The 12,935-nt window shown below is 41.0% G+C and carries 13 protein-coding genes; 6 read left to right on the top strand and 7 right to left on the bottom strand.

All coding sequences use genetic code 11. The features are described from left to right. Positions 1 to 13 precede the first annotated feature (13 nt). The gene (locus ACN9MR_RS13825) at positions 14 to 355 is read left to right on the top strand and encodes a nuclear transport factor 2 family protein (protein ID WP_426324402.1); all 342 of its coding nucleotides are present in this window, start codon (positions 14 to 16) and stop codon (positions 353 to 355) included. A 48-nt stretch (positions 356 to 403) separates the two neighbouring features. Here ACN9MR_RS13825 and ACN9MR_RS13830 read toward each other — a convergent pair whose 3' ends face one another. The 3 genes from ACN9MR_RS13830 to ACN9MR_RS13840 form a co-directional block, all read right to left on the bottom strand. Next, on the bottom strand, positions 404 to 724 hold the full coding sequence (locus ACN9MR_RS13830; RefSeq protein WP_426324404.1) for a TetR family transcriptional regulator C-terminal domain-containing protein: 321 nt from the start codon (positions 722 to 724) through the stop codon (positions 404 to 406). A 31-nt stretch (positions 725 to 755) separates the two neighbouring features. Then, positions 756 to 953 (bottom strand): TetR/AcrR family transcriptional regulator, encoded by a 198-nt coding sequence (locus tag ACN9MR_RS13835; protein WP_426324406.1) that lies wholly within the window; start codon positions 951 to 953, stop codon positions 756 to 758. 121 nt (positions 954 to 1,074) lie between these two features. After that, positions 1,075 to 1,425, bottom strand: a complete 351-nt coding sequence (locus ACN9MR_RS13840) for a winged helix-turn-helix transcriptional regulator (protein ID WP_426324408.1) — start codon at positions 1,423 to 1,425, stop codon at positions 1,075 to 1,077. A gap of 82 nt (positions 1,426 to 1,507) precedes the next feature. Between ACN9MR_RS13840 and ACN9MR_RS13845 the strand changes: the two genes are divergently transcribed. Next, positions 1,508 to 2,251, top strand: a complete 744-nt coding sequence (locus tag ACN9MR_RS13845; protein ID WP_426324410.1) for an SDR family NAD(P)-dependent oxidoreductase — start codon at positions 1,508 to 1,510, stop codon at positions 2,249 to 2,251. Positions 2,252 to 2,480: 229 nt separating this feature from the next. On the opposite strand, the gene ACN9MR_RS13850 is transcribed toward ACN9MR_RS13845, so the two are convergent. Beyond that, positions 2,481 to 2,858, bottom strand: coding sequence for a phage integrase N-terminal SAM-like domain-containing protein (locus ACN9MR_RS13850; RefSeq protein WP_426324412.1), 378 nt, complete (start codon positions 2,856 to 2,858; stop codon positions 2,481 to 2,483). 56 nt (positions 2,859 to 2,914) lie between these two features. Between ACN9MR_RS13850 and ACN9MR_RS13855 the strand changes: the two genes are divergently transcribed. The 4 genes from ACN9MR_RS13855 (at position 2,915) to ACN9MR_RS13870 (ending at position 6,103) form a co-directional block, all read left to right on the top strand. Further along, positions 2,915 to 3,154, top strand: a complete 240-nt coding sequence (locus tag ACN9MR_RS13855; protein ID WP_426324414.1) for a hypothetical protein — start codon at positions 2,915 to 2,917, stop codon at positions 3,152 to 3,154. Between the two features lie 179 nt (positions 3,155 to 3,333). Continuing rightward, positions 3,334 to 3,963 carry a hypothetical protein gene (locus ACN9MR_RS13860; protein ID WP_426324416.1) on the top strand — a complete coding sequence of 210 codons (630 nt, stop codon included), beginning with the start codon at positions 3,334 to 3,336 and terminating at the stop codon, positions 3,961 to 3,963. A gap of 349 nt (positions 3,964 to 4,312) precedes the next feature. After that, on the top strand, positions 4,313 to 5,419 hold the full coding sequence (locus ACN9MR_RS13865) for a TlpA family protein disulfide reductase (RefSeq protein WP_426324418.1): 1,107 nt from the start codon (positions 4,313 to 4,315) through the stop codon (positions 5,417 to 5,419). Between the two features lie 387 nt (positions 5,420 to 5,806). Beyond that, a complete protein-coding gene (locus ACN9MR_RS13870) occupies positions 5,807 to 6,103 on the top strand; it encodes a hypothetical protein (RefSeq protein WP_426324420.1) in 297 nt (98 codons plus the stop codon). 440 nt (positions 6,104 to 6,543) lie between these two features. Here ACN9MR_RS13870 and ACN9MR_RS13875 read toward each other — a convergent pair whose 3' ends face one another. The 3 genes from ACN9MR_RS13875 to ACN9MR_RS13885 all read right to left on the bottom strand — a co-directional run bounded on the left by ACN9MR_RS13875 (position 6,544) and on the right by ACN9MR_RS13885 (position 12,510). Beyond that, positions 6,544 to 8,043 carry a serine hydrolase gene (locus ACN9MR_RS13875; protein WP_426324422.1) on the bottom strand — a complete coding sequence of 500 codons (1,500 nt, stop codon included), beginning with the start codon at positions 8,041 to 8,043 and terminating at the stop codon, positions 6,544 to 6,546. Between the two features lie 153 nt (positions 8,044 to 8,196). After that, positions 8,197 to 9,381 (bottom strand): thioredoxin family protein, encoded by a 1,185-nt coding sequence (locus tag ACN9MR_RS13880; protein WP_426324424.1) that lies wholly within the window; start codon positions 9,379 to 9,381, stop codon positions 8,197 to 8,199. A 1,854-nt stretch (positions 9,382 to 11,235) separates the two neighbouring features. Then, entirely contained in the window at positions 11,236 to 12,510 is a 1,275-nt protein-coding gene (locus ACN9MR_RS13885) for an alginate lyase family protein (protein WP_426324426.1), read from the bottom strand. Positions 12,511 to 12,935: the final 425 nt, after the last annotated feature.

Genomic DNA, 12,935 nt, shown 5'->3' on the forward strand with positions numbered 1-12,935 from the left:
AAGCATTACCAAAATGAAAAATACAGGATTTGAACAGATCGTCCGTGCATTCATAGCCGCGGCTAATAATTTTGATACGCAAAAAGTGCTGGATCTATTTGCAGCGGATGCCGTAATCGAAGACGTTTCCGTAGGAGAAAAATTTGAACAGGCAGAAGGTATCAAAAAATACTTCGTGACCTTCTTTATTGGTTATCGTACCTCAACCCAATTGCTTTCGGTTGAGGAAACCGGTCCGGAAAACATTCTGGCTAAAGTGGATTTTACAGGTGACTTTGGCCACGAGACAGGATGGCTTAATATCCGTTTCAATGATGCGGGGCTGATAGAACATATAGATGCCGATCTGGATTGATCAGTCAGTTTTGATCAATGCGGAAAATACCAGCCTTTGTTACAAAGATCACTTTGAAAGCTGAGATATTAAATAAGCAGCCATGTTTTTTATTCTGACTGGATCCTGGTGAATAATATAAGATTCATGCCAGCCGGTAAAGGCGCTGGTTATGGAGTTTGTAATAGTTTCGGCATCAGATTCCGTAACTATCTCTTTTTGTTCGATAGCGTTCTCTATCAGGTTCAATACAAGATCGTGGGTAAAGTCACTGTCTTTCTTGACCAGCGCCTTAATATCCGGGTCGGTCGCAGCCAGTTCAAACGTGGTTTTGATAACCAGGCAATGGTTATCACTATAAAGAATCGTACTTACACAGCCATTGATCAAATTAATAACATCTTCTAACGGTGATTTGATCTTAGACGAGTGCCGCTACAGCTTCCTGCATGCGGTTGTTGATGTAATCGCTTATACACCTTACAAATAACTGGTGCTTATCCCCGATCGTATTATAAATACTGGTTACGCTGATCTGCATGGCTTCCGTCAGGTCTCGCATCGAAGCACCGCTATAACCTTTTTTTCTAAAAAACTTCCATCGCTTTTTGAATCGCACGCTTTTCGTCAAATTCCACATTCCTTGCCATATAGCTAAAAAGGTAACCTCATTCTGTAACGAATGTTACAGATTGAGGTTGTTATTAATATTTGGTAATTAAAGTAGAACGGATAGGCATTTAATCTTCCCTGATCTTCTGCCGGTGCAGCATTCCCCAGTCAACCATTGACTGCAGCATAGGCACAAGCGTTTTGCAGTAATCGGTGATCTCGTACTCAATTCGCACAGGTGTTTCAGGATAGACGGTCCTGGTGATCAATTTATTTACCTCCATCTCCTTCAGTTCCAGAGAGAGCATCCTTGACGTGATACCGGTTACACTACGTTCCAATTCGCGGAAACGATGCTGATGTCCTTTACAAATTGCAAAAATGATCGGCATTTTCCATTTGCCGCCGATCACGTAGATCGTATCCATCAAAGCGGCCAGTTCTTTCTTACTTTTCGCATCGTGTCTATCTGTTTCCATATTGAATAGCTGCTATACTTTTTTATACTGCTTACAAATGTATAGCATTTAAAGGATACCTTTATCGGATAATAATTAAATAATGAAAAAATTCGAAAACAAGATAGCGGTGATCACCGGTGGAAACAGCGGCATGGGATACGGCACAGCAAAATTACTCAGGGAACTGGGCGCAACCGTTGTGATAACAGGAAGAAGACAGGAAGCCATAGACCTGGCTGCAAAAGAGCTTGATGTACATGCTATATTATCAGATCAGGGAAAACTGGAGGACATTGATCACTTAGTGAGCGAGGTGACTGAAAAATTTGGAAAGGTTGACATTCTTTTCATCAACGCCGGTATATCCGGAACATCATCGATTGAACTGGAAACACCCGAAAGCTTCGACAAAATGATAAACGTTAACTTCAGGGGCGTTTACTTTACGTTAAGCAAATTCATTCCACATCTGAATGACGGTGCATCTGTCGTATTGCTTTCTTCAGTTCTTGCTTCTACGGTAAGCCCTGGTTTAGCAGTTTACAGTGCTAGCAAGGCCGCACTAAACGCAGTGATGAAAACCGCAGCATTAGAATTGGCACCAAGAAAGATCCGTGTGAATGCCATTAGTCCTGGCGCTATCGATACTGAGTTATTTGGGAAAATGGGAATGGATAAAGCTACATTGGCAGGTATGACTGATTACCTGATCAGCCTGACGCCTATCGGCCGGATCGGCAAGCCGAAAGAAATAGGCCAGCTTGTTGCCTTTCTATCCAGTGACGAAGCCTCATTTATTACCGGTTCTGAATACACTATTGATGGCGGATCGACACTGCTTTAATTAATTTTGCTTACCACATTTTCAAGGCAGTAATCGTTGATGGTTACTGCCCTTTAATTTTTAACCGTCGGTTTTTCAGAGACGAACATTACCAGTTCCGTTATATCGGAACCAGGTTAACAAGCATGTTCTATCATGCTTTAAATTAAGCGTACTTGGTTGCGTGAGAAATTCAAGGCCACATCTTTTTATGACATTAATTTGTAACGTTCGTTACAAATTAAATCTATTATTGCAGAATAATGGGAACATAGACACTGATAATTGATATAAAAAACAGAATGAACAGATTTATTTCTGTAACAATCATTACATATTTATTGGCAGCGTCCTTTTCCATAAAGTTCAGGAATTCAGTGATTTCATGATAGGAAATCTCACTTACCTTTTTATCCTCTTCATAATAGTTGATGAACTGGTTCAATTTTGAAAGATAAGACTGGCGTGATTTCTTCCTTGTTCCCTTGGCAATATGATATTCCCCGAATAGTTTCTTCGCTGCCCCAAGAGTTAATGAAGACACTTGCCTTTTTAACCTATCGTTTGCCTTTTCATCTATCGGACTCCATCCGCCCTCCAATTTTGAGCAAAACGTCCAGGATAGCATTAAGTTTGTCCATAGTGATTTCCGTTAAATCAGATAGAAAAATCTGGTTTTGATACATGGCTTATATCAAAACTAAAAACCTGATGTTTCCGACTGGGATTCATTTGGGATGGAACTACGCACAGGAGCTCATTCCACAAACTGCAGGTGGTAAAAATTCCGCTTTGGTTATCATCAGCGACAGCCATACCACTTATAATATTTTCAATGTATCTCTCCCCTATTTCTTGATCGTACTTCTGTCCATCATATCCATCTGGAAATTCAAAACACCGACAGGACAAAACAGGGCTTAACAGCAAATGGCCCGGCCCGCAGGGGACAGCCCAAACAACCTAACACCGTCTTAATTTGGTTTTGATCTGATATTTATTCCGTGTATACTCTGGCTATTTTCTTATCTTTATTTTAAAGATTTTGCAATAAAAAAATTAGAAATGAATTTTTGGTACTTCAAAGCAAAAAACCATAAAACATGAATCAGATCAACAGCTATTTCCTTGTACTGCTCTTCAGCTGCCTTTGCTCAAAAACGCTTGCACAAACCAAGCCCGCATTTGACGGCCCATCCTGGAAACCGCCTTATCAGCTTGAACTGGATAACTGGGGCATTGAGCGTTTTCCCATTCCTATAGACTTCGCCCCATCGATCAAATACACCGGTGTGGAAGATATCCGGTTTACCAAGGGTTGGAGCGACCAGAAAAGCCCCGATTACTGGTCATATGCATTTTTGTGGCTGCTGGACAACAGTCCTGTCCAAAATATAGCTGTCATCCAGAAAAACCTTAATACCTATTATGATGGTCTTATAGCCAGAAACATCATCAAACGAAATATCCCCAAAGCCATTATTTTCAAAACAAAGACAAAACTCCATGCAGCCAAAACAGAAAATGGCGATCTGCAAACCCTTAACGGCACCATTCACATGCTTGATTATATGGCGCAGAAACCCATGATACTTCATGCGAAAGTCCATATCAAAAAATGTCCGGGCAGCAGCCAGATCATTGTTTTCTACAAGCTTTCCCCGAAGCCGTTCACAGACCAGATATGGCTGAAGCTGAATGCATTATGGGCGGGCTTTAAATGTTCGGGATAGTTACTTCAGAAAAATAAAAAATGTAGGCAAAATGCTCATCGTCTCAGACCCCATAATTGCTTTTGCCGAAAGCATTACCCGCAGGCCGGCTTTCAGAAGATTTTTCAATGTTAGAAGGTGCTCCATGAATGAAGTCAGTCCACAAAAAAATCGCCTCAATCCTGAAAGCGCTAGTTTAGATAAAAAGTGCAGACCCTATAGGTTTGCAGCGCAAAAATAGAAAATAGCTCCGAAATAGCGGAAGCTTAGGCCAAAAAGAATTTAATATATTCTCCGTTCCCACTTTCGCTTTAGCATTTTTTATGTTATCTTCAAGCATCGCCGGCATTAGCGCTGCGCTTAAGGACTTATGAGAGTACCTCTTTTAATCATGTTGATGTCGCTGCTCGTTGGAACCAGCTATGCGCAGTACACCTATATTCTTAACATTAAGAGTCAAGAGCTGGAGGGCAAAAAAATCAAATTGTATCTATTGGATAACGCCGGACATCAGGCATTAAAAATAGATTCATCAGTCTGTAAGAACGGAATGGTTAGGTTTAAAGGTGCTATGTCACAGCCTGTCCACTTTGTAGAACTGGGCTTTAAGAACAAAGGAAAGTCTGCATCTCTTAAGTTTCCACTTGATTCGGGAGAACATTCAATACGCCTGGAGATGGGCAAAGGTTCAAATGAGCAACCAATCCTTTCTGGCCTGGAGACCAATAGCATGAAAATCCGGGCGGAATCAGAACAACTATGGCATGCATTATATTATAAATATCCGTTAACAGCCAATGGCAGAACGATACCCAAAGCGATTTTCCTTGAAGACTTAAAAAACCAACTCCAGCTGGTCAGCAATCACCCAAAAGACTTTTATAGTCTACTACTTTTGTATCAGACCAGTGCGAGCGAAGTCTCATTAAGCCATGCCAATGCAGTATTGGAGACCTGGGCAAAGCTAGATACCAAACTTGGGGAATCGCCGCTCGGCCTTTCTATCTATAAACGCCAAAAGAATTTTATCAAAGGCTACCTTGCAGCGCAGGTAGGCAAAGACATCATCAACTTTACCGTCAGCGATATTGATGGCAATACATTTGATAGCCAATCGTTAAGCGGGCAAAACTACCTGATCGTCTTATCTGCCACCTGGTGCCTTCCGTGTCAAAAGCAGTTACCCTTCTTAAAGACTCTTTATGAAAAATACAAAGCATCCGGATTAAAAGTCGTTTACTTCAATAACGATGATGATGTGGTGAGGTGGAAAGAACATGTTAAGAAAAACGAACTCACCTGGATTAATGTTTCAGAGAGACTGAAATTCTCCAATAGCAAAATTCCTAAATCTCTCGGCGTTTATGCGGTACCTACTTGCATTTTGGTAGATGCAAAGGGGAAAATCACATATAATTCAGATCAGGAGGACACAGGCTTGGATAAACTGGAGGCGGCAATTAAGCAAACGATATAATATTCCGGCATCGTCACAAATGGTTTTATGAATTGTTTACCTTATACTTATTAGTGGCAAAACAGAACATTACAAAGACATTTTTAAGATTCTGTCAGGGACAGAAATGGCATCCTTTCGGAACAAAAGATACAGCAGATGGCCCGGCCCGCAGGGGACAGCTAATAACAACTCTCCCCTTCCTAATACCCACCAAACAACACCCCATTTTACTGACACAAACAAACAAACAAACAAACAAACAAACAAACAAACAAACAAACAAACAAACAAACAAACAAACCATCACCTAGCTAATCGCCAAGTCAAAATGTACGATAATCTGCAAAATAAGACAACTATTTTTTTTTACGCCAGGGGTTTATTAAGTTTTAGGAACAAACCATTATGAACCAGAACCCAATTGTATTATACATAGACGGCGACAACAATCACAACTTTCTGAACTATACTCAAGATTCAGATAAGATTTCTAAAAACATCAATCATTTTGGGGAAGAAAGGATGCTGCTTTTTGATTCTATGGCTATTCCGGATGTGGATATGGTTGAGACTTTTTTATCCAAACTATTCAATAGCGCATTATCGGATGATTTCTTATACAAACTTGAATATCTAAAGTCTCATTCTTCGCGGTCTTTTTATCCTGTTTTATTAAGCAGTGATATCCCTTCTCCTGATTAAAAATTCATATCAATTTCGTAAATCCCCTTTGACGCTTTTACTTGTGTACCTACAAAAAAATCTGGCTCTGGAAAAACCTCAGCCTACAATCCGGCAATTGGTCCCGCATCCGCAAAAACAGGTGTTCCATTAAAAACTACCCCAATCAAAATTAGAACCTGGGATTGTCCCTGCAATGGATGCAGATTTTCTGTACGGGGAAAAGTACTTTGCGGTCCCCCAGTAAAAGATTTGCAAATAATTGACCTCAAATCTCTCTGAAAGCTCAATCTTTCATCTTCACAGCATTTCCTGCTTGATTTCCATTTGCTGCTGCTCAATGAATGCAGTTGACTGGCGACAGTGATTGTGCAAATTTTTAGCCTTCAGTATATGGCTGAAAAGCGCTACCTTATCAAGAGGGTGCATTTTGCACCCTTCGACCCTTTATTTCTCCAAGATCAAGGGCCTGACAATTTTTTTAATGCATTCACTGCACTTGCTGATTTTGGGTTGAGCTCTAAAGACCTCCTGTACATCAGGATTGCATTTTGTTTTTCATCCGACTCGGCTAGTGCCATGGCCAGGCTGTCGTAAACATTCGCGCTGTTTGGGAACAAAACAGTATTCAATCTCAGCACTTCCATACCCTGTGTTTTATAATTGTTAAAGAACATGCTGAGCCCTGCTAAGTTCATCTCCCTTTCATCCAGATAAAAATGGGTAGTATCGGTCTTAATGCTATTGAACCTCGCCCATGCTTCATTTACATTGTGTTTTACCAGTGTCCTTGAAAACTCATTTGCCATTGATTTTTTATCCCTTTGTGGCACGCCTCCGTTGAGTAAATAAAGCAGGCTCATCGCTGAACCATGGGTACTGCGGTGTGTTATATTATTGAGAACAATGACCGTCTGGTCTTTAGTGATGTTCCTGATAAATGCTGTAACCGCACCGGGCATCCCCCCTGTGTGGAACACAACCTTGCCATTTGAGGTATCTTTGAGTATCTGCCAACCCAAGCCATAGTAGCAAGAGTTGTTTTTCCAGCCGGAAGTAGCCAGTTCGCCATTGTTTAACCGGGTTGGGGTAAAAGCCTTATCGAGCGATGAACGTTTGATTATCTGACCGTTATATAATGCCCTGTCAAACTTCAACAGGTCTGCTGTTGTGCTGACGACATTGCTTTGGCCAATCAATCCGTCCAAATGCATCAGTTCTATGTGGTTCTGGCGCAATGAATCCGCCCGCAGCAACTTCCAGGGTGCGAAGTTTAAATAGTCGTACCCTACTACCCGGTTAGGATCCTTAACATTTATCAATACCGTATTGATATAGGTATTCAACATGCCGGCCGGCCTGAATATATGGCTAGTCAGGTAGTCGGAAAATGAAGTCCTGCTTACTCGTTCAACAATCAGGGCCAGCAGGTTATATCCGCTGTTAGAATAGCTCCATTTCTCTCCAGGTGCCGACCGAAAGGCGTTTTTATCCTTATTTATTGCCCCAGGGATATCGGCTATTGTAAACACTTTACTGGTATCCTCGGCATACGGTTTTTCCAGCATCTGCAAATCCGCTAACCCGGAAGTATGTGATAAGAGCTGGCTGATTGAAATCAGTCCGTTATTTAATTCAGGAATATATTTTTTCACAGGATCGCTTAAACTGAGCTTTCCCTGCTCAGTAAGCTGTAAAATAGCTACCGATGTGAAGATTTTGGAAACAGAAGCCAGGTTAAAGGACGACACTGAAGTCACCGGGGTATTGGCTAAAGTATTACCAATTCCGGTAGATTTGCGATAGATAACTTTTCCTTTTTCGGCAATCAGGATATTTCCAGAGAGCTCATATTCGGCATTTTTTAAAACTACCAGACTGTCGATCCGTTGAACGCTGTTTTGTGCCGATAGGACCAGGTTCGATATCAGGAGTAAAATGGTGAGTGCAATATTTTTCATGCGATTTTAAGTTTTCAGATTATTAATAGCCATTCCCCAATTCGTGTTGTTACTCCAGAAATGGTAAAAGAAGGGCTTATCAAATTCATCTATTGATTATAAATTTTAGCTGGGTGCAATCATGTTCCCAAAACCAGGAAATCCAATTCAGGGTCAGCTATCTGGATGCTTCAACCATTCCTCACTCCCTGAGACATCCTGGTTAGACAGCTTGCCTGTTGAAATGGCCTTTCCCATCAGTTTCAGCCCCTCAGCTTTGTTCCCGGTTTTGTACACCAAACGCGCATACACACTCATGGTGTCGTGATTGGGATTGCTGACGGCTATTTTCTTCATCCATTCCTTGCAGATATTCAAGACGTTTATATCGCTACATTTTTCTGCAACTGCCGAGCTGAACCTCAGGGAAGCGTTATCATCGAGCCCTTGCTGTTTTTTGCGTAAGGAAAACATTTTCAGTGCCTCTTCCCATTTGTTTTCAAGCTGTAGCATCCGCTCTTCCATTAGCGGGATATATAATAAAGCTTCCTGCGGGGCGAGATGTTCCCTTGCGAAAACTATACCTTCCTCAAAAGCCTTACGGTTTACTGCTTTCATTGCATCATTCATTTTCTTTCCTACCATCATGCTCAGGATAAATTTAACATCCAGTTCACCATAAAGCGCTTCGTATTTCTGCTTGTGCTTTAAAAAAAAGGCGTTCACCTGTTCAGTACCACCGGAAAAATAACACAGCACACTAAAGGGAACCTCCGAAAGGTAATCCTCAGTAGAATTCCAGTAGGCAGCTAATTTTTCATCCAACCCTTTGGTATTGATGCGGAAAACGTAATCTTCATAGAACTTGGGATAAATTGTCCTCCCGGGTGCCGATACACCATCGATGATCTTGCCGTCTGTGTTGTTCTTGATCGCTTCAGCTAAAAAATCAAGATAATTTCCTGTTATCCCTTTTTTCCCAGGCAGCATTCCATAGGCTTGATGCAGGATCCGCTGTTGCAGGTTGAGCACCAAAGTGGTAGGATACATACCGACATGGTACTTTAGTGCAAGCTTATATACTGTATCCCGCTTTTCTGCATTATAACGTAGGACTACAAAATTTTTGGCTAATTGCCTGCTCATTGTGCTATCCCTGAATACAGCAGCATCCAGCTCTCTGCAGGGGATGCACCAATCAGTATAAAAGTCGATGATAAGCAGCTTGCCTTGCCTGATCGATTCGGCTTTGGCAACCGGATAATCCTGCTCTACAACGGTTAGCTGACGAGCATAACCTGCTAGCGAGTTCAAAAGCACCAGTAAAAGCAGATTAGATTTTAAAAATATTGTTTTCATAAAACTACAAGTTTAGAGGTTAAAACAGAATGAGCATATTAATCTAAGGTTATCTGGAGATCCAAACTTTCCCCTTTCTTACTAAGCTCTTCTGCCTGATGGTTATAAAATTCAGGAAGATATGGTAAGCCAGAACCGTTCTTGCTATATTCGTTAAGGGTCTTTCGTCCCAAATGATGGCAGCATAAGCTGAGCAACAAAAGAAAACCCGCCCGATCAGGCTAAACAGAACTGTATATTTTTTTTTCATAGCATAGATTAGATAACCAAAAGACGCAGGCTCGAAAAATATGTTGCATCGGCAACCTTACCTAAAGATTTTCTGGTTTTTAGGAGCAACTCCTTACGAAGAAGGTATGTTGATCATAAAGAAGTACACTCAGTTCAGGTACGAGGTTACAAAAACTCAGAACAGTTAACTACCCTTACCCTTTTCAATAATAAGCTAAAAATCATGAGATTACGCATTTTCTCTACCTTCCTGCTCACGAGCTACTATTGCCAGAAGCTTTCAAGAATCATTATTTGCAATATAACGGCGGCATTCCTGAAAATAAATGTTTTTACATGCAAGCTATTGATACTTATGCAGAGATCAGTAGGTTTTTTTCTATAAAAATTGATGAATCATTTTAACGATTCAGTTAAGTATTATTAAATATTAAAATAAACAGAATATCCCACTCAATATCCATACCTTACTGAAATACAGACAGAAATCAAAAAGATCAACTTAAAAGCTGTAAGTATTATCAGATGTGGGGGAAAGATTTATGAAAAGGATATCAGCGGTAATTATAGTTTTTTTAGGGGTGGTGAGAGAAGGGTACGCTCAGAGCTTCACGGTTGGCCAGGCCTGTAGATATAAATGTTTTGGTGCCTGTGACAACATATACCAGACATATTTCGGCCAGTTTAATGGCGTAAGGGCATATCTATTCGACGCTAGCCAGGGCGGTTACCATGATCTTTTGTGTTCCCATTATACAGAGTCAACAGTCCTGGGCTCATGCTATGTTGAGCAAACAGGCCTCTATTATAGTGGCTTTGCCCTCAATATCACACAGGTGATCCCATGCCCCCTAGATCCTATGGTTACGATCCTCCTTATAATATTATCGGTATTTGGCTACTATAAAATAAGATGGACGGCAGAGCGGGCCAGCGGTTCTTCATAATTGAGGGAATAAAGCAAACCTTACCTACCTTATTACTTATACTGAAACAATATCGAACCGTCTAACATTGCGCCTCTATGAACAATTCGTATCCGCCTAACGTTCGAATAGGTTGCAGCTTCATCACTTCGAACTTATCGTTAAAGCTTATTTCGAAATCTTCAAATCAGCAATCCACTTCAAATTATCAATAAAAAAGTTCGCTAAGGGTCTCGTCGGGAGCACTAATCGAGAAAAACATCTTAAATCTAACAGCCAAGACATTGTATCAAACTAGCCTATGATTTTGAATTTCTCAATCATTTTCCTACGTTTAAATTAAGAATTTGCATTCAAAAAATAAAGGTGAGTTTTTGGCACCTTAAAGTAAGTAATCAATCACAAAACACTGATTTACATACATATATACCGATAAGTCCGACTCCCTTAGGCTCCACAAAAGAATCCGCGAAATTTAATAATTCCGGGGATTTCTTTTTTTCTATACAATTCTTATTATAGGTTGAGAACGATCTTATCTTATTTTCTGTAGGCAGAAACTTCTGTAGGCAGAAACCACGGTGGGCATTGTAAAAATCTAAGTAACAGGCTCTGCAGTTAAATTTACCGATAGCACCATATACAACAAAGGCTTCATCTTAATTGATAAGCCTTTGTTGTTATCGGTTATTATTGCTTAACGGGAAAAAGTTAAGGTTCCAAAGCCAAGTTGATCATATCCCCCACTATTTGGTCCATAATCGCCACCACCACCCTCTGGCCGTACTTTCTCGGCGAATTGGGTCGTGTATGTAGCGGCCTTGCCTTTTACTTTCACGTAATAATTGTAAACCAGTTCCCATCCCGGACGGATACTACCCCGTCCAGCACTTGAAATAACAGTATGATTCGAATTCTCACAGTTGTTATAAGTTGTAAACGGAACGGTATTGGTTGTATTGATGTTATAGGCTGCTATATATTCGCTAACCCCTAAAAGTGGCGGATTAACATGGCTCCAAGGGTTATAATCGAAAAAGTTTTGTCCCTGGTTATATAACATCTGGCAAAAAGTACCGAAAAGAGGAACCTCCATTGTGGCATGCCCCTGATCTCTTCCGGCTTCCTGCGCCTGGTCCATACCATTGGGATATGTAGCTGTTGTTACTCTTCCGATAAAAGCGGTCCCGGTTCCACTATGCTGGTAATAATCTATTGCATAGTTGATCTTCGCCACATCGTCGCAAAGAATGCCGATGGCCAACACCGTGCATAAGTTAGACATATCCCAGTTCAACCAGTAATGTGTGCCACAGGTATTATTATGTCTGTTCAAAAAATCACTCGAAACGGGATAATAGACGTTAAGCATAAAATTTTTAAAAGCTGTAAAATCTGTTGCAGACCAACCGCTGAAACCACGCATAATTTCCGCAGCATTTGCCCATTGATAACCTTGTAGTCCAGCCGCCAACTGTTTATTGCTGTCTCCGTCAATATACTTGCATTTAACTGCCCAGGCATTCATAATGGCTACAGCATTTGCGCCACATGCTGCATCACCCTTAATTTTCCAGCGTAAGGCATTTTGATAAGCCGCGGCAGCATCCTGACAGGCCAAAATGTAATTTTCTCCTCTTCCGCTTGCTGCTCTTCCACGCACGATTGTATCAACCGGCCGCGGAACATAGGTAGCTGCAGAACGGCCATTGGCTACAAGCTTATTCCAGCCAGCAAGCCAGGGTTGCGCCCCTGCATTTACTTTGGTTGTCATTCGGGTAAAATCAGCCGCAGAATGAAGCATTCCCGGGTGTACAACAGTGGTTACCTGCCCAAGTGCAGCAGCAGCCATTTGTTTTCCAGTCACCAGACTGATGCCCAAATTCGCCTGATCCTCAGCGGCAATTGGCTTGCTGCATCCGCAAAAGATGGTTAAAGCGCAAAGCATGAATTGATTCATTTTTGTTTTCATAGGATATATAAGTATAAATTGGTTAAGCTAATTTGTCATACAACAATATATTTATGTCAGAGTAAACGCTAAAGAAGGTAACTTCACTTTAATTAACTCAATCGGTTGCTCGTCTCTAAAAGTTTCTACGCCATTTAAAGGCAAAAGGTTGCTTAAAGAAATCCTGTGGTATTTCATTTATCCACTGACTGATCGACCGATAATTCCAGGTGGGTGTCGGCACCAGCTAGCGAAGGAATTACCTCTGTAAAATTCCCTTTGATCTTGTTATTTCCCAGTTTGGCATAATTTACGGTCACATTCAATCCAGCTGAGAGCGGTTCCGATGTAGGGGAAAAAGGTCCAGCTAATCAAAACAAATTTATTAGTTGGGGTATGCAGATCATTATAAAAAAAAGACTTTTTTATACTAATCCGAAGTTTCA

Origin of the sequence: Pedobacter sp. R-06 (assembly GCF_049913135.1) — a bacterium.
GTDB lineage: Bacteria > Bacteroidota > Bacteroidia > Sphingobacteriales > Sphingobacteriaceae > Pedobacter.

What these genes read in the sequence shown, in the direction of transcription:
- ACN9MR_RS13825 (WP_426324402.1), top strand. Translation starts at nt 14, where the DNA reads ATGAAAAATACAGGATTTGAACAGATCGTCCGTGCATTCATAGCCGCG.
- ACN9MR_RS13840 (WP_426324408.1), bottom strand. Translation starts at nt 1,425, where the DNA reads ATGGAAACAGATAGACACGATGCGAAAAGTAAGAAAGAACTGGCCGCT.
- ACN9MR_RS13845 (WP_426324410.1), top strand. Translation starts at nt 1,508, where the DNA reads ATGAAAAAATTCGAAAACAAGATAGCGGTGATCACCGGTGGAAACAGC.
- ACN9MR_RS13850 (WP_426324412.1), bottom strand. Translation starts at nt 2,858, where the DNA reads ATGCTATCCTGGACGTTTTGCTCAAAATTGGAGGGCGGATGGAGTCCG.
- ACN9MR_RS13855 (WP_426324414.1), top strand. Translation starts at nt 2,915, where the DNA reads ATGGCTTATATCAAAACTAAAAACCTGATGTTTCCGACTGGGATTCAT.
- ACN9MR_RS13860 (WP_426324416.1), top strand. Translation starts at nt 3,334, where the DNA reads ATGAATCAGATCAACAGCTATTTCCTTGTACTGCTCTTCAGCTGCCTT.
- ACN9MR_RS13865 (WP_426324418.1), top strand. Translation starts at nt 4,313, where the DNA reads ATGAGAGTACCTCTTTTAATCATGTTGATGTCGCTGCTCGTTGGAACC.
- ACN9MR_RS13870 (WP_426324420.1), top strand. Translation starts at nt 5,807, where the DNA reads ATGAACCAGAACCCAATTGTATTATACATAGACGGCGACAACAATCAC.
- ACN9MR_RS13875 (WP_426324422.1), bottom strand. Translation starts at nt 8,043, where the DNA reads ATGAAAAATATTGCACTCACCATTTTACTCCTGATATCGAACCTGGTC.
- ACN9MR_RS13880 (WP_426324424.1), bottom strand. Translation starts at nt 9,381, where the DNA reads ATGAAAACAATATTTTTAAAATCTAATCTGCTTTTACTGGTGCTTTTG.
- ACN9MR_RS13885 (WP_426324426.1), bottom strand. Translation starts at nt 12,510, where the DNA reads ATGAAAACAAAAATGAATCAATTCATGCTTTGCGCTTTAACCATCTTT.